Source organism: Bacteroides sp. An51A, from assembly GCF_002161565.1.
In the GTDB taxonomy this organism is placed as follows: domain Bacteria; phylum Bacteroidota; class Bacteroidia; order Bacteroidales; family Bacteroidaceae; genus Phocaeicola; species Phocaeicola intestinalis.
Genome location: NZ_NFIC01000002.1, coordinates 545,439 through 568,064 on the forward strand (window position 1 = coordinate 545,439; position 22,626 = coordinate 568,064).

General features: G+C 41.8%; 21 protein-coding genes and 1 tRNA gene. 11 read left to right on the top strand and 11 right to left on the bottom strand.

Going from position 1 to position 22,626, the window contains the following annotated elements; genetic code table 11:
• Nucleotides 1–14: 14 nt before the first annotated feature.
• The 5 genes from B5G04_RS05935 (at nt 15) to B5G04_RS05955 (ending at nt 4,843) form a co-directional block, all read left to right on the top strand.
• Complete coding sequence (locus B5G04_RS05935) at nt 15–1,163, top strand: aspartate aminotransferase family protein (protein ID WP_072542228.1); 1,149 nt, start codon at nt 15–17, stop codon at nt 1,161–1,163.
• Nucleotides 1,156–2,028 carry a bifunctional hydroxymethylpyrimidine kinase/phosphomethylpyrimidine kinase gene (gene thiD / locus B5G04_RS05940; RefSeq protein ID WP_072530490.1) on the top strand — a complete coding sequence of 291 codons (873 nt, stop codon included), beginning with the start codon at nt 1,156–1,158 and terminating at the stop codon, nt 2,026–2,028. Before B5G04_RS05935 ends, thiD begins: the two co-directional genes overlap by 8 nt.
• A gap of 91 nt (nt 2,029–2,119) precedes the next feature.
• On the top strand, nt 2,120–2,830 hold the full coding sequence (locus B5G04_RS05945; protein ID WP_087248939.1) for a DUF542 domain-containing protein: 711 nt from the start codon (nt 2,120–2,122) through the stop codon (nt 2,828–2,830).
• A 39-nt stretch (nt 2,831–2,869) separates the two neighbouring features.
• A complete protein-coding gene (locus B5G04_RS05950) occupies nt 2,870–3,373 on the top strand; it encodes an HD domain-containing protein (RefSeq protein ID WP_072530493.1) in 504 nt (167 codons plus the stop codon).
• Nucleotides 3,374–3,499: 126 nt separating this feature from the next.
• Nucleotides 3,500–4,843 (top strand): MATE family efflux transporter, encoded by a 1,344-nt coding sequence (locus B5G04_RS05955; protein WP_087248957.1) that lies wholly within the window; start codon nt 3,500–3,502, stop codon nt 4,841–4,843.
• Nucleotides 4,844–4,940: 97 nt separating this feature from the next.
• On the opposite strand, the gene B5G04_RS20400 is transcribed toward B5G04_RS05955, so the two are convergent.
• From B5G04_RS20400 to B5G04_RS05970, 3 genes are all read right to left on the bottom strand, one after another.
• Nucleotides 4,941–5,807 (bottom strand): Arm DNA-binding domain-containing protein, encoded by an 867-nt coding sequence (locus tag B5G04_RS20400; RefSeq protein WP_239414034.1) that lies wholly within the window; start codon nt 5,805–5,807, stop codon nt 4,941–4,943.
• Nucleotides 5,808–6,050: 243 nt separating this feature from the next.
• Nucleotides 6,051–6,123 (bottom strand) — tRNA-Lys (locus B5G04_RS05965).
• Between the two features lie 120 nt (nt 6,124–6,243).
• The gene (locus B5G04_RS05970; RefSeq protein ID WP_022039840.1) at nt 6,244–6,849 is read right to left on the bottom strand and encodes a thymidine kinase; all 606 of its coding nucleotides are present in this window, start codon (nt 6,847–6,849) and stop codon (nt 6,244–6,246) included.
• A 183-nt stretch (nt 6,850–7,032) separates the two neighbouring features.
• Here B5G04_RS05970 and rsmI point away from each other — a divergent pair, with 183 nt between their 5' ends.
• The 5 genes from rsmI (at nt 7,033) to B5G04_RS05995 (ending at nt 10,637) form a co-directional block, all read left to right on the top strand.
• On the top strand, nt 7,033–7,707 hold the full coding sequence (rsmI, locus tag B5G04_RS05975) for a 16S rRNA (cytidine(1402)-2'-O)-methyltransferase (protein ID WP_022039841.1): 675 nt from the start codon (nt 7,033–7,035) through the stop codon (nt 7,705–7,707).
• Between the two features lie 29 nt (nt 7,708–7,736).
• Nucleotides 7,737–8,591, top strand: coding sequence for a hypothetical protein (locus tag B5G04_RS05980; RefSeq protein WP_022039842.1), 855 nt, complete (start codon nt 7,737–7,739; stop codon nt 8,589–8,591).
• 239 nt (nt 8,592–8,830) lie between these two features.
• Nucleotides 8,831–9,322, top strand: a complete 492-nt coding sequence (locus B5G04_RS05985; protein ID WP_087208766.1) for a DUF4251 domain-containing protein — start codon at nt 8,831–8,833, stop codon at nt 9,320–9,322.
• Nucleotides 9,323–9,343: 21 nt separating this feature from the next.
• On the top strand, nt 9,344–9,793 hold the full coding sequence (locus tag B5G04_RS05990) for a transcriptional repressor (RefSeq protein ID WP_022039056.1): 450 nt from the start codon (nt 9,344–9,346) through the stop codon (nt 9,791–9,793).
• A gap of 28 nt (nt 9,794–9,821) precedes the next feature.
• Nucleotides 9,822–10,637 carry an SDR family oxidoreductase gene (locus B5G04_RS05995; RefSeq protein ID WP_022039057.1) on the top strand — a complete coding sequence of 272 codons (816 nt, stop codon included), beginning with the start codon at nt 9,822–9,824 and terminating at the stop codon, nt 10,635–10,637.
• A gap of 204 nt (nt 10,638–10,841) precedes the next feature.
• Here B5G04_RS05995 and B5G04_RS06000 read toward each other — a convergent pair whose 3' ends face one another.
• The 5 genes from B5G04_RS06000 to B5G04_RS06020 form a co-directional block, all read right to left on the bottom strand.
• Nucleotides 10,842–12,164 (bottom strand): TolC family protein, encoded by a 1,323-nt coding sequence (locus tag B5G04_RS06000; RefSeq protein WP_022039058.1) that lies wholly within the window; start codon nt 12,162–12,164, stop codon nt 10,842–10,844.
• A 12-nt stretch (nt 12,165–12,176) separates the two neighbouring features.
• On the bottom strand, nt 12,177–13,277 hold the full coding sequence (locus B5G04_RS06005) for an efflux RND transporter periplasmic adaptor subunit (protein WP_022039059.1): 1,101 nt from the start codon (nt 13,275–13,277) through the stop codon (nt 12,177–12,179).
• Between the two features lie 142 nt (nt 13,278–13,419).
• A complete protein-coding gene (locus tag B5G04_RS06010) occupies nt 13,420–14,664 on the bottom strand; it encodes an ABC transporter permease (protein ID WP_022039060.1) in 1,245 nt (414 codons plus the stop codon).
• Between the two features lie 27 nt (nt 14,665–14,691).
• Nucleotides 14,692–15,942: an ABC transporter permease gene (locus B5G04_RS06015; RefSeq protein ID WP_087248940.1), complete on the bottom strand. Its 1,251-nt coding sequence runs from the start codon at nt 15,940–15,942 to the stop codon at nt 14,692–14,694.
• An 8-nt stretch (nt 15,943–15,950) separates the two neighbouring features.
• Nucleotides 15,951–16,670 carry an ABC transporter ATP-binding protein gene (locus B5G04_RS06020; protein ID WP_022039062.1) on the bottom strand — a complete coding sequence of 240 codons (720 nt, stop codon included), beginning with the start codon at nt 16,668–16,670 and terminating at the stop codon, nt 15,951–15,953.
• A 160-nt stretch (nt 16,671–16,830) separates the two neighbouring features.
• Between B5G04_RS06020 and B5G04_RS06025 the strand changes: the two genes are divergently transcribed.
• Nucleotides 16,831–17,805 carry an ROK family protein gene (locus tag B5G04_RS06025; protein ID WP_087248942.1) on the top strand — a complete coding sequence of 325 codons (975 nt, stop codon included), beginning with the start codon at nt 16,831–16,833 and terminating at the stop codon, nt 17,803–17,805.
• Nucleotides 17,806–18,126: 321 nt separating this feature from the next.
• Here B5G04_RS06025 and B5G04_RS06030 read toward each other — a convergent pair whose 3' ends face one another.
• From B5G04_RS06030 to B5G04_RS06040, 3 genes are all read right to left on the bottom strand, one after another.
• Nucleotides 18,127–20,085 carry a biosynthetic peptidoglycan transglycosylase gene (locus tag B5G04_RS06030; protein WP_087248944.1) on the bottom strand — a complete coding sequence of 653 codons (1,959 nt, stop codon included), beginning with the start codon at nt 20,083–20,085 and terminating at the stop codon, nt 18,127–18,129.
• Between the two features lie 46 nt (nt 20,086–20,131).
• The gene (locus B5G04_RS06035; protein WP_087248946.1) at nt 20,132–21,010 is read right to left on the bottom strand and encodes a hypothetical protein; all 879 of its coding nucleotides are present in this window, start codon (nt 21,008–21,010) and stop codon (nt 20,132–20,134) included.
• A gap of 108 nt (nt 21,011–21,118) precedes the next feature.
• Entirely contained in the window at nt 21,119–22,297 is a 1,179-nt protein-coding gene (locus B5G04_RS06040; protein WP_087208775.1) for a PatB family C-S lyase, read from the bottom strand.
• Nucleotides 22,298–22,626: the final 329 nt, after the last annotated feature.

Here is a 22,626-nt window from a genome sequence, read left to right on the forward strand (position 1 = left end):
TAAAATATTAGATTATGAATTTGTTTGATGTTTATTCTATATTCCCTATAAATATTGTTAGGGGTTCTGGTTGTTATGTTTACGATGACAACGGTAATTCATATTTGGATTTTTATGGTGGACATGCTGTAATATCAATAGGGCATTCTCATCCGTACCTTGTAAAATGTATGTATGAGCAGATGCAGAATCTGATGTTTTACTCTAACTCAGTAGTTAATAAACTTCAGGAGAAGCTTGCATATGAATTGGGGGAAATCTCCGGGTATTCTGATTATAGTGCATTTTTTGTAAATTCTGGAGCTGAGGCAAATGAGAATGCCCTTAAACTAGCCTCGTTCCATACCGGAAAGAAAAAGGTGATAGCATTCAGAAACTCTTTTCATGGTCGTACATCAGCAGCAGTAGAGGTAACAGACAATCCTTTGATCACAGCTCCTCTTAATTGCAATGATAATGTATATTTTTCAGGAATGGATATAGCTGAGGTGGAAAGTGTATTGCGTAGTGGAGATGTTTGTGCTGTAATAATAGAAGGTATTTCTGGGGTTGGTGGAATAAGAGTTCCAGAGGATGATTTTCTTAAAGAATTGCGTAAGCTGACTATACAATATGGCGCAATTCTAATTATGGATGAAATACAGTCTGGCTACGGGCGTACAGGAAAGTTCTTTGCTCATCAATGGAGTGGCATTAAACCGGATATCATTACTGTAGCCAAAGGTATAGCCAACGGCTTTCCATTTTCAGGTGTTCTGATAAGTGACGTTTTCAAACCTCGTAAGGGAATGCTTGGAACTACATTTGGCGGTAATCATCTTGGGTGTGCTGCTGCATTGTCGGTGATACAGGTCATGAAAACTGAAAACCTGATAGAAAATGCAAATAATGTGGGAGATTATTTCATACACAAACTGCGTTCTATTGAATCGCCATTAATCACTGATGTTAGAGGACGTGGGCTAATGATAGGAGTTGAGTTTGCCATATCTGTGTCAAAGATCCGAGAGATGCTTCTGTTCAATCACCATATCTTTACCGGATATTCTGGTAGGAATATTCTGAGAATATTGCCTCCATTATGTATTACAAAGTCGGAAGTTGATTATTTCATTGATAAGTTAGTATGTTGTTTGGATAAATTAGGATGTAAGAATGATTAAGGAAGGAAAGGTCCCTTACAGGGTTTTTGTTATAGCAGGTAGTGAACCTCTTGGCTCTGCAGGGATACAGGCAGATGTCAAGGCAATATCTGCATGTGGAGGATACGCTGCAGGGGCTATCACATGTGTTGTTGATGAAGATACAGAGCATGTAAAGGATGTTTGTTTAATACCTGTTGATATGGTAGTGTCTCAAATACAGTCTTTTATGGAGGATGTCGAGGCCGACTGTATTAAGACTGGAATGCTGTATTCGAAAGATTTGGTATTGAAAGTCTCTGAGACGATAAAAAACTATGCTGGTATACCGTTGGTGGTAGATCCTGTTATGGTTAGTTCCTCGGGTGATCAACTTCTTGAAGATGAAGCTATTTTTTGTTATAAAAAGAAACTGATGCCACTAGCCACTATCATTACACCTAATATGCGAGAGGCAGAGATTCTACTCGGGCGAAAATTGAATATACATGGGATTCTAGACGACTTGAAGGAACTTTCTATTTGGGGTAATTCTGTGATAATAAAATCTGTGCCATATAAAGATAAACTTGCAGATTATTTTTATTGTCCACAAAATGGTGATTTTAGGGAATATATTAAACCTATAATTAAAACAAAGAATGTGAATGGAACGGGTGATATGTTCGCATCATCTATTGCTACTTATTTAGCAAGAGGATGGAATATTATTGATGCAATAGATAAATCTGAAGATTTTATTCATAAGGCCATAAGTTATGGAGCAAAATTTTCTTTCGGGACAGGTTTTGGGCCGGTTTTTCCATTCTACAAGAATTATACTAAATTACAGAAAGAAAATCTCAGATATAGAATGAATATCTCTCAAGACAGAAATAATAGGTGATATATTGTTTGATGTTATTAATTATCTAGAGTGTGAAATCTTGATATATAAAATGATTATTGCATAATATTTTAAAATAGATATTGATTTTATGGAACTTAGATGTAAGAAAGTAAAGGATATTGTCTTAGAAAACTCTGCAAGTGCGTCTGTTTTCTTCAGATATGGGATAGACTATTGCAATGGAAATATGAGTTTGGAAGATTTATCTGGAGAAAATAGCGCTAATATAGATGAAGTCCTCCACGATTTGGAAAATATATCACATCAGGGAACACCATTTTATTTATGGCCTTTAGATTTGCTTTTAGATTATATTATAAAGTATCATCACAGGAATACAAAGGAAAAAGGGGCTTATCTTCTTTCTATGATTGAGAATGTGAAGGACAATTATGGAATGGAATATCCTGAATTAAATGAATTGTTTAATCAGGTTAAGTTGTCAATGCACGAATTGGAATCGCATTTTCAGAAAGAAGAGAGTGTGTTATTCCCATATTTGTATGAATTGTTCGATGCTTCACATAATGAAGAATATATAGAGACTATGCATTGTGGAACAATTTCAAATCCTATCAGAGTAATGACAATGGAGCATGAAAATGAAAGGATGCGCTATATGCATTTGAGAAAGATTACAAACGGTTTTAGAGTACCGGATGAAAATCTTTGTATAAATTATGAACAGATGATGGTTGAACTGGAAACGTTTGTAGAGGATTTATTTGAGCATATATTCATTGAAAATAATATTCTATTTCCTCAATTTGAGAAATTGGAGAGAGAATGGGTAAGATGATTAATTATGACGTAAATCCTATTTTTACAGAATGAAATTATGAATACAACACATTTGCAGCTAATTTCCTCTATGATAGAATACTATCGGGGTGATGCTAAACGAATACAACATTTTATCAAAGTATATAATTTTGCTTCATTGCTTGGAAGACAAGAACAATTGGACGAAGAAACTCTTTTTATTCTTGAAACAGCAGCAATTGTTCATGATATTGGCATACGTATATGTGAACAGAAGTATGGAGTTTGTGATGGAAAACACCAGGAACTTGAAGGTCCGGCAGAAGCGGAGAAACTCTTGATAAAAACAGGTAATTATACATGTGAACAGATAGAACGGGTTTGTTGGTTAGTCGGTCATCATCACACATATACAAATATCAGTGGAATAGATTATCAGTTGCTTGTTGAAGCAGACTTTCTTGTTAATATATTCGAGGATGGATTCTCTGCTGAAATGATTGAGAATGTAAGAAATAAGATATTTAGAACACAATCAGGAATACAATGTTTAGAAGATATGTATTTGAAAGCTAACTGATTTTATGATATAGCTTGAGAATACTGTTTTTATATTGTAGTAAGATCTAAATGAAGGAATCCCCTGTCTGGGGGATTTTTTTATTTAGTAGTCATTTTTAAGTATATAAATTCTGGTATGTTGAAAATAGCAAGTAATAGAGATATGACATCTGGATCTCCATTGACTGTTTTGATTAATTTTACAGTCCCTCTTTTGTTGGGCAATCTTCTCCAGCAGACATACTCTATAGTTGATGCAGTAATAGTTGGTAAATTTTTAGGTATAAACTCTCTTGCGGCTGTTGGTGCAGGTACTTCTGTGATAACCCTTATATTGGGATTTTGTACAGGCTGTTGTTGTGGTTTTGGAATCCCTATGGCTCAGAAATTTGGTGCACATGATTATTTGACATTGCGTAGATATATTTTTATTAGTCTGAAGATTTCAGCAGTAATGTCTATAATGATTGCCATAATAACAAGCCTGTTGTGCTCGGATATATTGGGTTGGATGAAAACTCCTGAAAAGATAATGAATAAAGCTTATATATATTTGCTCATTACATTTTTGGGTATTCCATTTACTTTCTTCTATAATCTTTTTTCAAGTATTCTACGTGCTATTGGAGATAGTAGAACACCTTTTTTGTTTTTGGCTTTATCAACTCTGATAAATATATTATTGGATTTATTGACTATTCTCTTATTGGATTGGGGTGTAACTGGTGCAGCTATTGCAACGGTGCTTTCACAAGGAATATCAGCCTTACTTTGTTATATATACATTTACAGAAAGTATGATATACTTAAGGGTTCCAAACACGATAAAAAATTTGATTTAAGAATTGCAAGGCAGTTATTGTATATAGGTATTCCTATGGGACTGCAGGTTTCAATAATAGCTATAGGGATGATTATGCTGCAAAGTGCCAATAATTTTCTTGGAACTGTTTATATTGCTGCATATACTTCCGCAATGAGAATTAAAATATTTTTTGTCTGTTTGCTTGAAAGTCTTGGTATAGCTATGGCTACTTATAGTGGACAGAACTATGGTGCTGGAAAACCTGAAAGAATATGGTTAGGAATAAAATCAGCTTTAAAAATAGTAATAGTATGTGTTTTAATATTGAATATAATTGTTTGGAGTTTCTCAAAAGAATTGGTTCTGTTGTTTATTGATTCCTCAGAGATTGATGTTATTGAGAATGCAGCTTTGTTCATAAGGATTTCTGCAATATTCTTTATTGTATTGGGAGTTTCATTTATATTCAGATATACTATCCAAGGGGTAGGTTATACTCGACTGGCTTTGTTTTCCGGAATATCAGAAATGCTGGCAAGGACATTTGTTAGTGTTTTTGCAGTCCCCATATTCAAATTCTGGGCTATTTGTTTTGGAGACCCCATTGCTTGGACGTTTGCTGTATTATTTCTTTTACCTGCATTTAAGTTTGTTAATAGAAAATCGTTGTTAATAAATAACTGAATTTTATATCCATTATACGGAACAAGTATTGTCTATTATAAAAAGCATAAACAATACTTAATTCCGTATATCCCTATTTATATGATAAACTTTAAAATTATTTATATACTTTCTTTATATAAGAAGTTGCACTCCTAATAAAGCATTTTAATTTACTTATTTTCCAACCGCTTATAAGAATTATAATAATTGTGATACCTAATATGCATGGTATTAGTAATGTCATGATTCCTAAAAAGGTAACAATTCTGCCAGTATGTATTTCTAAAGACAGATTCCATAGTGACATTGGCCTTGTTTTGTATTTGTCTGGCATTTTGATAAAACCATTTTTAGATTCGATTGTGCTAGCTCCATTATTATAATCAAATAGTATTGTTTGCTCATTGTTGTAGAAAACAAGACCTGATACTTGATTATTAGAGAAAGGCAAACCATAACTTTGAGCTTCTATATTGTTGTTTAAAGCATCATAATATGTTTCAAAAGTTTTATTCCATATATACAGGCCACTAAAGGAGCCTATAATCCATTCATCTTCATTGATTTGCTCCATTACGTTTAATCCCATGACACTTATGGGTGGAGTATTTAGTCTTGATATTCTTTCTGAGGTCCATAAGTCTTTAAATTCATACATTCCATCTGAAGTATATATTAACCAACTATTGTTATACTTGTCATATCTAATAGCCCTAAGCAGATCCTTCCATTTGTTTTCTGATTCCATGTTTGTTCCTGGTATAGGGGCTATTGATGAGTTTGCAACAAATAGCAGAAATGGAGGTCTTAAGAATGTTCCTGAAATTGTAATTATCATAAATGGAATAAGTAACTTGATTTGTACCTCTGCACGTTTTCCGTTTATTGTGATACGCATACAGATTGGTGCTTCTCCATTTTTTAGCAGCTTTGATTTCTTCAGGAAAAACAATACCGTAAAATAGTTTCTTTGCATTGCCATACTCTTCTTTTTTTGATGGTGTAAAAATACATGTTTTGAAAAGAGTTTGTTCTATGCAAAACGCAGAGAATCAGTGAAATATAATCCAATCAGGTGGACTTGTTTTTAAGTGGAAATCAAGTCCACCTATTTCACCTCCAGTAAGATGCGGTATTCTGCTTCAATTTGCGGTATGGATAAAAAGAAAAACCGCTGATAATGATTGATTATCAGCGGTTTTCATTGTTTTGCTTTTTGTTTGAGTGATCCGCTTGGGGCTCGAACCCAAGACCCCAACATTAAAAGTGTTGTGCTCTACCTGCTGAGCTAGCGAATCAAACCTGTTTTGCCATCATTTCTGATTGCGGGTGCAAAGATAGACACTTTTCTTGAACTGGCAAAACTTTTGAAGTTTTTTTTCTGATTATTTCATTTTTCGGTTCTTTCCCCGACCTCCTTACTCTGTTTCCCTACCAGATTTCCCTCGTAACGCTTTTTGGTAACATCTCCGGCATAAAGGCTCGTATTCTTCTTTTTCGCCAAGCAACACACGCTTGTCATCCGCTACCGTGCGGTGAGAAATATATGCCAAATCACCACATTTCACACAAATAGCATGCACTTTCGTCACTTCATCGGCTATGGCACACAATCCGGGTATCGGACCGAAAGGAACACCTTTGTAATCCATATCTAAACCGGCGATGATAACCCGTACCCCGCGGTTAGCCAGTTCGTTGCAGATACCTATCAAGCCTTCATCAAAGAATTGTGCTTCATCAATACCAACCACATCAATTTCGGAGCCAAGCAAAAGAATGCTCGCTGATGTTTCTACCGGAGTTGACTTAATGGAATTATTATCGTGTGACACCACTTCCGCCTCCGAATAGCGTGTGTCGATAGCTGGTTTGAATATTTCTACTTGTTGACGAGCAAACATTGCACGCTTCAGGCGGCGTATCAGTTCTTCAGTTTTACCCGAAAACATCGAACCGCATATCACCTCAATTCGTCCACGACGAAAAGTCTCTTGTGTATGGTCTTCTGAAAATACTACCATGATATGATCTTCTGTTTGAATAATTGCGGTTGCAAAAGTACGTTTTCTAAAGTAAAAAAGAATACAGTCCAGACTAAAAAACGATGTTTTAGGCTAGAATAATACAACTTCTGTTAAATAATGGAGCAAATTAACACATACAATCAAAAACTTTCTACCTTTGCTATATTATAAATGACAAATATGGGTAAACTGTATGTAGTACCTACTCCAGTAGGCAATTTAGAAGACATGACATTGCGTGCCATACGGGTGCTGAAAGAGGTCGACTTGATTTTAGCGGAAGACACCCGCACATCGGGTATTCTGCTGAAGCACTTCGAAATCAAGAACGCCCTGCAATCTTACCATAAGTTCAATGAACATCAGGTACTGGAGAGCATCATCACGCGGCTCAAGGCTGGAGAAAACATCGCCTTGATATCGGATGCAGGCACGCCAGGCATTTCCGACCCGGGATTTCTGGTTGTCCGCGAATGCGTAAGGAACGGCATCGAAGTGCAATGCCTGCCGGGGGCAACAGCCTTTGTTCCGGCATTGGTAGCCTCAGGACTGCCGGATGAACGCTTCTGTTTCGAAGGTTTCTTGCCTCAGAAAAAAGGACGGATGACACGTTTGAACTCACTGGCAGAAGAGACACGGACGATGATATTTTATGAATCTCCATACAGGCTGGTAAAAACCTTAACCCAATTCGCCGAACTTTTCGGTGAAGAACGGCAGGTTTCTGTTTGTCGGGAAATTTCAAAAATACATGAGGAAAGCGTACGAGGGACGCTTGCAGAAGTAATAGCGCATTTCACCGTTGCCGAACCTAAAGGAGAAATAGTAATCATACTTGCAGGGAAAGAAAAATAAAAGTATAAATTCTAAACAGATAAGAAACTATGAAGAAAGTTGTTTTATTTTCGCTATGCGCAGCAGCCTTATTGGCTTCCTGTACAAATTCGGGGCAGAAAAAAGACGCATTACAAGTTCAAAACGACTCATTGATGCTGGAATTGTCTAATCGGGATGCAGAACTCGATGAGATTATGGGAGCTTTCAACGAGATACAAGAAGGCTTCCGCGAAATTAATGAAGCCGAAAACCGTGTTGACTTGAAAGGTGATGCAATGGAAAGCAAATCGAGTGCAGAGAAAATCAAGGAAGATATCCGTTTCATCAGCCAGAAATTGCAAGCCAATCGTGCACGAATTGCAGAACTGGAGAAACAGCTGCAAAATAGCAACTACCAGTCTGCACAACTGAAAAAAGCAATCCAGAACCTGACCGCTGAACTGGAATCGAAACAAAAGCAAATAGAAACCTTGCAGGCAGAACTGGCTTCGAAAAACATCCGCATTGCTGAACTGGATGAAGCTGTAGCCGACTTGAACAAAAACGTAGACGAACTGACGGCAGAAAATGAAGCCAAAACAGAAACTGTAGTGGCACAAGACAAGGCACTGAATACTGCCTGGTATGTATTCGGAACAAAATCGGAACTGAAAGACCAGAAAATCCTGAAACGTGGAGATGTATTAAAAGATAACGAATTTAACAAGGATTATTTTACTGAAATTGATATCCGTCAGGACAAAGAAATCAAACTTTACTCCAAACGCGCTGAACTGCTGACTACACATCCTGAAGGTTCATACGAACTGGTAAAAGATGACAAAGGACAGTTGACTCTGAAAATCACAAACCCCAGCCAGTTCTGGAGTGTATCACGCTATCTGGTTATCCAAGTACGTTAACACGGCTCATATTAAACAATGAATTGTGCCCGATAAATGTTGGGCACAATTCATTTTACATGTTCTCTCACACCAACACTTCGGAGTTGTTTTGAATTTCTCCAAACAAAATTATCCAATCTAATATAGCCAAATACCTAAGTTTATCTTTATTTATCCAAACAATTATTCATTTTATAAGGTAAGTTCTCATTTTTTTTAGCTAACTTGCAATCCGAAATCAGCATAAACAAAAACAAATGAGAAAAATCTGTTTGCTTTTCATACTTTGGGCATGTGTATGCTTGACCGGAAATGCCGGAACGCAGGCAAGTGAGACAAAAAAGGATACAACCGAAATTTACATTGAGAAACAACTGGACAACCGTTGTTTCACGGTAGATGTATCGATGGCTTATCCCATGCGGGGAAGGAGTATTCCGTTGACAAGTTCTTACAGCCTGAAGATGAAAAACGACTCGGTAGACGTATATCTTCCCTATTTCGGAAGAGCTTACTCGGTGCCTTACGGAGGTGGAAAAGGCTTACATTTCCAATCGGAAATTACGGGCTTTTGCCTTGAAAAGAAAAAGAAAGGATACGAAGTCCGCTTTTCTTCGAAAACCGAAGAAGATGTTTTCGATTTTTATCTCGACATTTCTACAGGAGGTTCTGTAACGGTTTCTGTCACGATGCACAACAGGCAACCAATCCGTTACAGTGGAGAAATAGTGGCCGAAGAAATGCAATAATAAATAAAGATATCCGTTTTTATGGAAAATAACCAATACTATATTGACCGGCTGGAAAAGAAAAGCGTAAAACCTACTTCCATACGTCTTTTAGTATTCAAGGCAATGGTAGAAGCTGAACATCCGGTTTCGTTGCTTGACTTAGAGACAATACTCGAAACGGTTGATAAATCAACTATATTTCGTACCTTAAACACTTTTCTTGCCCACCATCTGATACATGACATCGAAGACGGCAGCGGGTCGCTGAAATACGAAATCTGTTCGGGAGAAAATGCATGCAGCATTGACGACATGCATACGCATTTTTATTGCGAAGTGTGTCACCGTACATTCTGTTTTAAAGGAATACACATTCCTGTGGTAAATCTGCCCGAAGGTTTCGACATGCACAGTATCAACTATATGGCGAAGGGAATCTGCCGCGATTGTACTCGTCAACGCAGGCAAGCGAATAAACAACCAATCTAAATATCCATTTAATTAAAGTAAAAACATTATGAACGAAATTTTCAGTATTGCCGGAAAAGTAGCCGTCGTAACCGGCGGCTCCGGTGTGTTAGGGAGTAATATTGCAGAAGGTTTTTTACGTGCCGGTGCTAAAGTAATCATTATCGGTGCCCACAAAGACCGCGTAGATGCAGCTGTAGAACGCCTGAAACAGACAGGAGGTGAAATAAGAGGTACAGTATGTAACGTACTCGACATTGAAAGTCTGAATGCAGTAAAAGACGAAGTACTGGCCCAGTGGGGACGAGTAGACATTTTGGTCAATGCCGCAGGAGGAAATATTCCAGGTGGTACACTGACAGTAGACCAAAACATCTTCGACATGAAAGTTGAAGATTTGGACAAAGTGGTTGACCTGAACCTGAACGGAACGGTTTACCCTTGTCTGGTGTTCGGTGAAATCATGGCAAAGCAACAGAGTGGTGCTATCGTTAACGTTTCTTCGATGGCTGCCTACGAATCCATCACCCGTGTACCTGGTTATTCAATGGCGAAAAGTGCTGTAGAAAACTTTACACGCTGGATGGCACAGGAAATGGCAATCAAGTTCAGCGAGAAAATCCGTGTCAATGCCATCGCCCCCGGTTTCTTCATCGGCAACCAGAACCGTGCCATCCTGATAAACCCCGACGGTTCGTTAACCGACCGTAGCAAGAAGGTCATTGCCAAAACCCCGATGCGGCGGTTTGGTGATATTTCTGAACTGAACGGTGCTGTACAGTTCTTATGTAGTGATGCTGCCAGCTTCATCACGGGTGCTGTATTGGCTGTAGACGGCGGCTTCAGCGCATTCAGCGGCGTCTGATTAACTACAGGTGTACTCACCATTACAAATTTATAAATCCTATGTGTTTCGACATATAAAAAATGAAAGTCTGCAAACCCCAATCAGCACATGATAAGTTCAAAACAGTTTCTTCTATGCGAACATTCAAAAAAAGAGGATAATCTTCTTCAACGAAGAGGATTATCCTTTTTCTGAATCAGTACTGCCAAGAAATTTAGCACATCATTTCAGCTCCAAAGGCACGCCACGGTAAAAGTCTAGTATTTTGAAGCGGAAGATATAGTTGTATTTCGCCTGCAGCTGATCGGACACCGCACGCATCCATGCCGTGCGCGACTCATTAAACTCGGTAGCATTCGCCTTGCCATTCATGTAACGTTCTTTCATTAAGTCGAATGATGCCTTAGCAGCTTCGGCTGCAGTACGGCTACTGGTGTATTGTGTCTGCGCACTCAACGTATTATAATACGCCTGTTGTATTTCCTTGTACAAAGTTTTTTTGCTATCTTCCAGTTGCCATCCCAACGTAGTTTGTTGGATGCGTGCACTCCGTACACGATTGCGCGTTGCCAGACGGTTGAAGATAGGGATGCTCAATGTCAGCCCCACATACTGGCTAAAATTATCTCGCAGCTGTGAACCGAAGCCTGCATTGTCCATGCCTGACATTTTATAATAATTAGTACTCAACCCTGCTCCTAAACTCAGCTGAGGATAGTAAGCACTTTGTGCGATGCGGATGCTCTTTTGTGCTCCTTCCAAACGATATTGCGCCGCCTTGATGACAGGCTTTATCAGCAAGGCATCGGCATAGATTTCAGCAGGTGGAAGCGGGGTGCCCAAATTCTCCACGGCATCAGTTTGGGGCGAAACGATAGCAAATCCGTCAGGAGAAGGTAACTCAAGCAGTTGACTGAGGTCAAGCAATGCCAACTGATAGTCGTTGTCTGCCTGCACTGCCGACAACTCATCTTGAGCCACGCGTGACTTAGCCTCATATAGTTCCGACTCCGAGGCCTTGCCATTTCGGAAATAAGCTTCGCGCTGTACCAGCATTTCACGGCTGAGGTCGACCTGTTCGTGCGCCACACGTGCCAATTCGTCATTAAACAAGACCTGCAAATAACTGGATGCCACTTGTATACTGACATTTTCTTTAGCAGCATTCAGGTCTTCAAGAGCCGCCTGCAGGTTAAGTTTCGAGAGGGCAATGTTGTTAGGAATCTGCAATCCGGTAAAAAGCGGTACACTGGTAGAAAGGCTGAAGCCTGTATTTTGGGTATTGATGCTATTGTAAGTATTGTCTGCCTGCAAACTTCGGCCGAAGCTAAAAGAGTGCGATGCACTTCCGTTCAGATCGGGCAGACGGCTGTTTTTCGCTGTGCTCAGTTCTATCTTGCTCTGCTCGGCAGAAGCTTCCTGCTGCTTGATGGTTAGGTTATGTTCGATGGCATAATCAATGCATTTCTTCAATGTCCATGCCTGCTGAGCATGCACAGGCATACACATGGCTCCTATCCCTATAAATAAATAACTGAATTTCATCATCGCGAATATTTATTGGTCTTCTATTTTCAGTCCGCGAACCTTGTCACCGGACTTTAATCCTTGTTTCACTTCCGTATCGATGCCATTACTGATACCTGTTACGATTTGCTGGCGTTTGAACTTCTGGTCAGGCACACTGTCTGTCAATACATAAACAAAAGTAGAATCACCGCTAAATTCGACGGCACTTTCGGGAACAGTTAACGCGCCGTCAACATGTTGCAATTCCATCTCTGCATTGGCGCTGTACCCCGAACGGATAGTCACACTATCGGGCACATCGATAGCAGCTTTGATTTCAAACTGATTGGCGCCATTATTTTCTGTACTTTTAGGAGATATATATTCCAATACGGCATCAAACTTCATATTCTGTAAGGCTCCTAAGGTGATTTTCACTGGAATCCCTTCGCGGATACGTCCCACTTCAGTCTCATCTACATTTCCACGGAATATCAAGTCACTCATATCTGCCACAGTAGCAATCGTCGTTCCGTCATTGAAGGTATTACTCATTATCACCGAATTTCCCACCTTGATAGGTACATCCAATATCAATCCGGTAATCGTAGAACGTATCAACGTACTACTGAATGAAGCACTGTTTTTCGTAATGCCTTCTTTCACGATTTCCAGATTGTCTTTTGCTGCCTGAAGTTCTTCACGTGCCTGTTTGGCAGCAAGCAACGTCTTTTCGTATTCTTCATTACTTACCAGCTTACCTTGGTAAAGTTTTTCCATACGTTCCAAATCGATTTCTGCCTGTTTGCCGTTCATCTCTGCCAGCCGGACCCGGCTCTCTGCCGCATTAAGTGTGCCCAGTTCAGGAATCACTTTTACTTTGGCAATAACCTCACCTTCTTTCACGGTCTGTCCTGCCTCTTTATACACTTCAGCTATGATACCCGATATTTGTGGCTTGATTTCCACCTCGTCACGTGGCTCTATCTTTCCCGTGGCAACAGTAGTCTGTACCAAGTCTTTGGTTTCTGCCTTCAACACTTGATAACTCACTTTTTCCGGCTGCGATTTCTGATAAAGAAATACAAATGTCCCAATAAACACAATGGCTATCAGAACCAGTACAGCAATTTTCATAAACTTCTTCATATAGGTTATGGTTTTTATTTGTTTCTTTTTTTTGTTCACTACAGATTACACAGATAAAAAAGATTTCCTCGTCTGTGCACTCTTATGGCAAATTTTCTATTCCCGTTTTTATTTTTTAAATCAGTGCAGTCTGTGGTAGGCGTCACTCGTCACGAATCGCATCAATCGGCTTTACCGACATTGCACGATAAGCAGGAGCCAGTCCCGCAAGCAAGCCAAGGAAAAGCAAAAGGACACATGCCCCGACAGCTTCCCAAAAACTAATCAAGAAATGTGTGGGTGCATTCGGCTCGGAAGTTCCTACCTCGACCACATTCAGCAAGAAGACTGCAAAAGCAATTCCCGCCATACCGGCAAGGATGGTCAAAACCATGCTTTCTGAAAGAATCTGTTGCAGAATATCATTCGGCCGGGCACCGATGGCACGGCGGATACCTATTTCCACCGTACGTTCTTTTACCGTTACCATCATGATATTGCTCACACCGATGGCACCTGCAAGCAGGGTACCTAATCCTACCATCCATCCCAGGATACGGATACCCGAAAACAAATTGTCCATCATACTGAACATAGCCTCTGCATTCACCTGTATCATTGCCTGGCTGTCATCGGGATGAATGTAATGCGCACGTTTCACCACTTGTGCCACTTTCTTTTCCACCTCGCTGATAGAGTATCCCTTGCGGGCGGTATAACACAAGAGTTGCACCTTTTGCCCGAAGTTATAGTTTTGCTGCATCGTAGTGAAAGGGATAGTCACAGAAGTTTCCGAACGCCCGTTTATAGAAATATTCCCCGATGAAACACTTACTCCAATTACCTGATAATAGATGCCATTAATCTTGATGAACCTTCCACACGGATTCTCCTTACCGGGAAAAAGCGTCTCGTAGATACGTTTTCCTATGACACATACCCTGCGCCGGTCTTTCACATCCATGTCATTCAAGTATCGTCCGTAAGTAATCATCGGTTCCTCTATCTTGCCATATTCGGGATAAAGCCCTTTCAATGTTCCCGAAATTTTCTGCTCATTATAAATCACATCCACTCCCCACTTTGCCAAGCTGGGAGTAATAATATCTACTTCGTTTACACTCCGGCGGACACGGTCTACATCACTATTTTCCAAATCCCAGTACCGTCCTTGCTGGAATCCTTTATAAGCCTTGCTGGTCTTGTTCGCACCCATGAATCCTGAATTGGTGGCAAATCCTTCAAATTCCCGCGAAAGCATCTGCTGCATGCCTTGCGCTCCCCCCATCAGTGCAATGAGCATAAAAATCCCCCAAAAGATACCGAAAGCTGTCAGCAAACTGCGGGTTTTGTTACGGGTAATGGTAACCAATATCTCTTCCCAAACATCTAAATCGAACTGTTTCATAACTTAAATATTTCTCTTGTCAATGTACTAGTCTGCCCTCAATGCCTCTATCGGACGGATTTTTACAGCTTTCAATGCAGGAAAAAGTCCAGCTAATGTTCCTGCAATAATCAATGTCAAAGTAGCTTCAATGGCAATGGAAAGGTCGACCGTCGGATTTTCAAAGAAAGTCATTGAAAACACTCCCATATCCATGGTCTGCTTACCTGCCACCATGTTCATATACTCGGTCACCGCTATACCTGCTACCATGCCAAGGTATCCGAAAAAAGTCGTAATGGTCACACTTTCTGAAATAATCAGCCGGAGAATAGACAAAGGCTTTGCTCCCAACGCCTTACGAATACCGAACTCGTGCGTACGTTCGCGTACCGTTATCAGCATAATGTTGCTCACGCCCACAATGCCGCTTAATAAAGTAAAAATTCCGATTACCCAAATGGCTATATGCAAGATCTTTGTGGCAGTCTGCTGCTGAAGGTATTGCGTGAAGCGGTTCCATATCCAAATGGCACTGTCGTCAGACGGGTCGAATTGTTTCTGGCTTCCCAGCATACGGCGATAGTCGGCTTCGAAAGCATCATTGTCGGCTTCGTTTGTCAAGCCCTTGGTGGTAAACATAATGTTGTCAATACTGTCTCCCTTACTGTACACCGTCTGTAAGGTAGTAAAAGGTACAAGCGCAGTAGGCGAGAAGCTATTCTGGTCCTTATAGACCCCGACTATCTGATAACCGACTCCACTGGCATTGACGTATTTTCCTATTGCATGTCCTTGCGGAAAAAGCATTCCTACAGTCTTTTCATGGAGAATCATCACTTTGCGGCGTTCTGCCATATCGCGTTCGTTGATGAAACGCCCTTCTTTCAGTTTCATTGCTTCCAGTTCTGGATAATTGGGAAATACCCCATCCACCCCTATGCTTAAAAACTCTTTGCCATAGGTTAGAGTGACATCGCTCTGGCTCACCGTAGCCCCCGTAGCAATGACATGTTCGGGAAAAGCCGTAGCACTCAACTCCCGGTCACGGTTATCCAGTGAAATGCTTCTTCCTTCCTGCATGCCTTGAAACGGCTTTGAAGTATATCCCGGATAGATTTTCATCGAGTTCATTAGCATATCTTCCGATTGTCCTTCGAAGGCATGTATCAGTCCGTTGCCTGCACCCAGCAACACAATAAGCATAAATATCCCCCATGCCACCGAAAAGCCCGTCAGAGCCGTGCGCAATTTATTACGCATAATGGTGCCATATATTTCTTGTATTAAGTCTACCATAAGATTACTTATTTCATGAAACCATTTTGTCCGAAAGGTGAAGCGTTATGGTCAATGTTGTCTTCAATACGTTCAATGACGCCGTCTTTGATATGGATTATCTTGTTCGTCTGGTTGGCCACGCCACTCTCGTGCGTCACCACCACGATGGTCAGTCCCTCCCGGTCATGCAGGTCTTTCAAGATATTCATCACTTCCACCGAAGTCTTGCTGTCCAGTGCACCGGTAGGTTCATCAGCCAAAATAATCTGCGGCTTCGATATCAAAGCACGCGCAATGGCCACACGTTGCTTTTGCCCGCCCGAAAGTTCGTTGGGCATATGGTGTGCCCACTCTTTCAGTCCCAGCTTGTCGAGGTATTCCATAGCCAGTTCGTTCCGTTTCTTTCGGTTCACACCTTGGTAGAAAAGCGGTAGGGCCACGTTCTCCATGGCATTCTTGAACGAAATCAAGTTGAACGATTGAAAAATAAACCCGATCATCCGGTTGCGGTATTCGGCTGCACGCGTCTCGCTCAGATTTTTGATAAGCACATCATTCAGGTAATATTCACCCGAATCATAATTGTCAAGAATGCCCAATATATTTAATAAGGTGGATTTTCCCGAACCTGAAGCTCCCATAATAGAAACAAATTCTCCCTTCCCGATAGTCAAATCAATGCCTTTCAACACATGAAGCGGAGCTCCGTTGTGGTAAGTTTTATTGATATCCTTTAGTTGTATCATAATGTAAAACTTTGGTTTTTCTTTCGTTTTTATGCCCTTTAGACGCTGCTAAGATATAAAAAGTTACGCAACAGCTTAAATAAATTCATTAAAAATTTGCTCCGTTGTGCCCGATTGCTTACTTTTGTTCTCATAACTAACCTTTAAACGATTTAATGTCATGGCAACAAATATGGAAAAACCCTACGTAGTAGGTATGGACATCGGTGGAACAAACACCGTGTTCGGTATTGTTGATTCACGCGGAACCGTACTGGCTTCCGATTCTATCAAGACACACCAATTTGAAAAAGTAGAAGATTACGTCGATGCCGTATGCGAGCGGATGCGTCCGTTATTGGAACAATTCGGAGGTTCCGACAAAATCAAAGGGATGGGTGTAGGTGCGCCCAACGGCAATTATTATAGTGGCACTATCGAATTTGCGCCTAACCTGCCATGGAAAGGCATCATCCCCCTGGCTGCCATGTTCGAAGAACGTCTGGGTATTCCTACTGCCCTGACCAACGATGCCAATGCAGCTGCCATCGGTGAAATGACCTATGGAGCCGCACGCGGTATGAAAGACTTTATCATGATTACTTTAGGTACAGGCGTAGGAAGCGGTATTGTCATTAATGGACAACTGGTATACGGTCACGATGGATTCGCAGGCGAACTGGGTCACGTCATCGTAGACAAGGAAGGACGTATCTGCGGATGCGGCCGTAAAGGATGTCTGGAGACTTATTGTTCAGCAACCGGTGTGGCACGTACGGCACGCGAATTTCTGGTAGCACGTTCCGAGCCCAGCCTGCTGCGCAATGTCCCGGCCGAAGAAATCCAATCGAAAGACGTTTATGATGCAGCCGTAAAAGGCGACAAGCTGGCTCAAGATATTTTTGAGTTCACGGGCGACATATTGGGCCGTGCGCTGGCTAATTTCATTGCTTTCTCCAGCCCTGAAGCCATCATCCTGTTCGGAGGATTGGCCAAATCGGGCGATTACATCATGAAGCCTATCCAGAAAGCTATGGAAGACAATGTGCTGAACATCTTCAAAGGCAAAACAAAAATACTTCTTTCTCAACTGAAAGATGCTGATGCAGCCGTATTAGGCGCCAGCGCTTTGGGATGGGAAGTAAAAGAAAACTAACAAGTCGGTATAAACGACAAAAAACAATCAAATCCGGATGGTACGTGATGTATCGTCCGGCTTTAATTTTAGATCCTTACAATTACAACTTATAGTAGAACAAAGCCTGTTTCCAGTGTCACGCAGGGTTGCAAATCAGCTTTTTCAATTACGCCGGATTACACATCCGGCATGACAAGCAAGACATTGGCTTTTTCGCAATATAACTGCATTGTTTGTAAGATTATTAATCTTACAGCGTGAAGATTAATAATCTTTCGGCATGAAGATTAATAATCTTACAAGCAAGGCAGCTATATCCGTCGTACGATGCAGCTATATTCATTCAGCCTCCCATGCAGTAGCATGTACCGGCGATATCAGTGTGTCTGGCTGAAGCACCAGCTGACGGGCCTCCCCTCTGATTTGTACATCAGGCACAAATGCTTCAGCCTCCTCTTCCGTCATCAGTCCTTTGACCGCAAGACGCCGGGCAATGACACGATAATATCCCAACTGATTTTCACGCAATGTGGCATCAGGATTAAACACCGAACGGAAATGTTTCGGCCGTGGAATGATGGATGCCAGGAAAATAGCTTCACTGACCGTCAGCTCAGACGGTTCTTTTTCGAAATAAAAACGGCTTGCCTCGGCCGCCCCATATACCAACGGTCCCCATTCGATAATATTCAGATAAACTTCGTACATACGTTCTTTCGAGGTGAGATGCTGCGACTCGATAAGCCAGACTATCAAGGCTTCTTCCAGCTTGCGTGCAATATTCTTATGGCGATTCAGAAAAACATTTTTTACCAACTGCATCGTAATGGAACTGCCTCCACGGGCAAACCCTCCTTTTTGTAAATCATATGCCAATGCCTCTTGGATAGCACCGGGATAAAAGCCATCGTGATAATAAAAACTACCGTCCTCGGATTGCATCACTGCCATCTGAAGCAAAGGGGAAATGCACGAAAGCGGACGGAAATGAGGATTTGACGGGCCAATGGCAAATGTACGCACAGGGGTGTCGTGCTCGTAAGCCGTATACTCGAACTCCGTACTCATCCGTGACAAGTCGGTAGTCCCCATACGATGAATACGAAATCCGTGCCCACGAAGATTGGAAGAAAATTTCAAACTGTCAAGACAGTTGAAATCCACATCGGCATTCAGGTCATAACTCAATTCTCCTTCTACCTCCAAGCCCCGCAAATGACTGAACAGGGCAGAAGGAAGAGAAGCAAACAAATCTTGTGCCGGGAAAGAAGGACGATGAACAGATGCTGTGAAGTGCCATCTGTCGGTCTTGTCGGCACGCACGAAAGGATGAAACGAAAGGCGGTTGAAACGGACGGTAGTAGCACTATCCAACTCGAACGCACGTTCACCGACATGTACCATATATTCTACTTCTCCCTTGTCTAATCCAATCGTGTCGGGCGACAAAGCCTTGTGATGTATTTCCAGCCCACCCACTTCGGTATATCCGGTAAGAGTTTGATTGCCGGCCGAAAACGGTTCCTGTTTCATACTGAATGCCACTGAGTCGAATGCCACAAACGTCTGGTAATGCGGAAGAATATAAGGCACCACGATACGCTTTCCGGATTCAGCCGAAGCAATACTTCCTTCTATCAGGCGCGTCTTGCAGTCAAGTGTACCTGCTACTCGCCATTTCCCGTTCATCTTCTCTTCCGATACTGCGATTTCAGAAACAAATTTCCGGTCTTCCAATACAAGGTCCGGAATCATAAAAACGGTCTGAAGTGAATCACGCTCACCCATAAACGTAGTGTGACGAAGCGTAGCATCTTCGGGGAGCAAACGAAACAATGCTCCCAACGCTTGTTCTACCCGCCTGGCATAACCGATAGGAACAACATCTTCTGTTTCCTGCCCACGCGGCTCCTGTGGTATACGCTGAAAGAACAAATCGTAATTCGATTTACCTCCGCATTTGACAAACCGGCACGTCAAGCCATCGGTATGCATGCTTTTTACCGACAAATTTCCCTGCAACAAAGGTAAGAGTTCGAGCTCAACTTCTGCCGAACGGAGTTTCAACAACGTATCCCGATGCAAAGGAACCACACTTACCCCTTCTACCCGGACCGTAGCAAGTGAAGGCATCTTTAACGAAGCATACGCTATCCGAAGTCCATAACGGTCCGAATAAGTTTCTATCTTTCCCTTTACCACATGACGCAGCAAAGTGCCACGGAACAAAAAAAGTCCTGCTCCCGAAAATATCGCGAGCAAGACTATCACTATACCGATTCGCTTCAATATCATCATATTCTGGGTATCTTGTCAACTAATCACCCACAAAAATACATCATCCTCAGGTTCTGTGCAAGAGTCTGTTGCCTCTTTCTTTTGATACATTCCGTTCCGGACGTTCCGAACGCGGACGTGCCTGTGGTTTACGGTTCGGATGTACAGGCTTGGCTATCGGATGTTTGCCGGGTTTATCCGTCCGTGATGGTTTTACATTCGGACGCCGGGGATGTGGTTTAGCCGGATGAGAAGGCCGGATGTCCGGACGATGCGCAGGTCTGTGGGGCTTCTCCGGACTCATTGCCGGATGCGGAGGACGATGCGCAGGGGTAAAATGATAACCGGGTCCAGAGGATGGACGCCTTGCCATAAAATCGTGCTTCCTATTATCGGGACGACAACGGAAATCTCCTCGATATATCGCATGATGGTACACCCTTGGGTAACGTTTCTGATAAAAACTTCTTCCGCCACAATGGTGCCGGCTATGTGCCCCACAATAAGTCAAGTAGTGTGCCGGACGGTCGAAATAAAAGAACGTACGATTGGGGTACATTTTGTAAACACGCAGATAACAGATATTGTTCATCGCATAAACCGGACGGAAAAAATAATCCAATGCCATAAACCGCACATACTCGGCACTGGACAAAATCCAGCGCAAGTCATCGTTCCGTTCGTCCAGATAACGATAATAAGCATCAAGCGCATATGACTCCGAACGTGCCATAGCGGCTACATACGGGTCGACGCAATGAAAAAAGTCGTAATTGACCTCGTACAGATCGTTGTACTGTGTTTGGGTCAAATTCAGTTCAAACGCCATCCGGTCGGTAAGGAAGCGGGCATTGATGCGGATATCCCCCAATCCGGAAGCCATGGCCGATGATGTCAGGCAACAGATGACAAGGAGCAGGCTCCATATACATTTTTTTGTCTTCATATGGGTAACGGTTTAAATTTCTTGATACAAAAATAGGAGGATAAAATTCCTCCTGCAACAGAAAGTCCCCACACATTGGTAGGGACTTTCCTATTTGTGATAGGGATTTCAGGCAATTGGTAACCCGCGATATGCCGCTTCCAGTTGTTTCATCGCCCGTTCTACTACAGCACGTGGACAGCCTACGTTCATCCGCATGAAACCAATGCCTTCTTTGCCGAACATTTCTCCATCGTTCAATGCCAGCCCAGCCTTTTCTACAAAAAAAGCATTCAATTCTTTTTGCGGTAAACCAAGTTCCCGGCAATCCAGCCAAATTAAGTAGGATGCCATCGGACGCATAGCCTTTATCTTGGGCATATGCGTTTTCAGACATTCGTCTACATAATCGATATTACCTTGGATATAGGCGATACATTGTTCCAGCCACTCCGTGCCGTGCGAATAGGCTGCCTCTACTGCAAGGAAAGCAAAAACGTGTCCCATATCCAGTTCGCCTGCCTCCACGTAAGTATGAAAACGGTTCAATAATTCCTTATTATATATGATGACATGCGAAGCAGCCAAGCCCGGCATATTAAAAGCCTTACTGGGGGCCATAAACGTAACCGAATGTTCACGGGCTTCTTCCGAAATAAGTGCAAAAGGCACATGCTTGTAGGGAGGAAGCGTAAGGTCGGCATGTATCTCATCAGAGAATACCAGTACATTGTTTTCAGCACAGATAGCCGCTATGGCTTCCAGTTCCTTACGTGTCCATACCACGCCTCCCGGGTTATGAGGATTGCATAAGATAAATACTTTTATGTCTTTCGCCAATCGGCGAAACAGTTCCAAGTCCATCCGGTAATGCCCGTCTTTCAATACCAGCGGACACGTAATCAATTCGCGCCGGTTACGGGTCACCAGCCAGGCAAAAGGATGATAGACAGGAGGCATAATCAACACTTTATCGCCCGGACGGGTAAAGGCATTGAGTGCCATCCCCAGCCCTGGTACAATACCTGGTACATAATGAAGCTGGCTTTGTTTCACCTCCATACCATAGCGTGCCTTCACCCAACGGATAATAGCCTGATAATAACTGTCCGGTTTTGCGGTATATCCTAACACCGGACACTCACAACGCCGGCGTATGGCATCAACAACAAAAGAAGGAGTAGCAAAATCCATATCTGCCACCCACATCGGAATTAAATCACTTCTTCCCCAAATTGCTCTCATGCCGTCTATCTTCTCGGCATCCGTGCCGCGACGGTCTATTTGTTCATCAAAATTATAAATCATACGGTATATGTTAGGTATCAGCCATTATAAAGACTAGAAATCAAACGTTAGGAAAGTTCGTTTACCGATTGGTCAGACACCGATATCAATCAGTGTCAAATCTTCCCCGAAAACAGCTCACAAAGGTAGCCGATTCTGATTATCTCCAAAATTATTTCAAGAAAAAGTTCATAAATTGTTTGTTTTTTAAAGAAAAGTATTACATTTGCACCCAGAAAGCTAACAAACTAACAAAACAAACGTATGAAAACATTTGCTACATACTTCTTCTTTTTCTTTTATTACTTTTACTTTAGCAATGAAGTGAAGCGGGAGTTTGTATGCATACG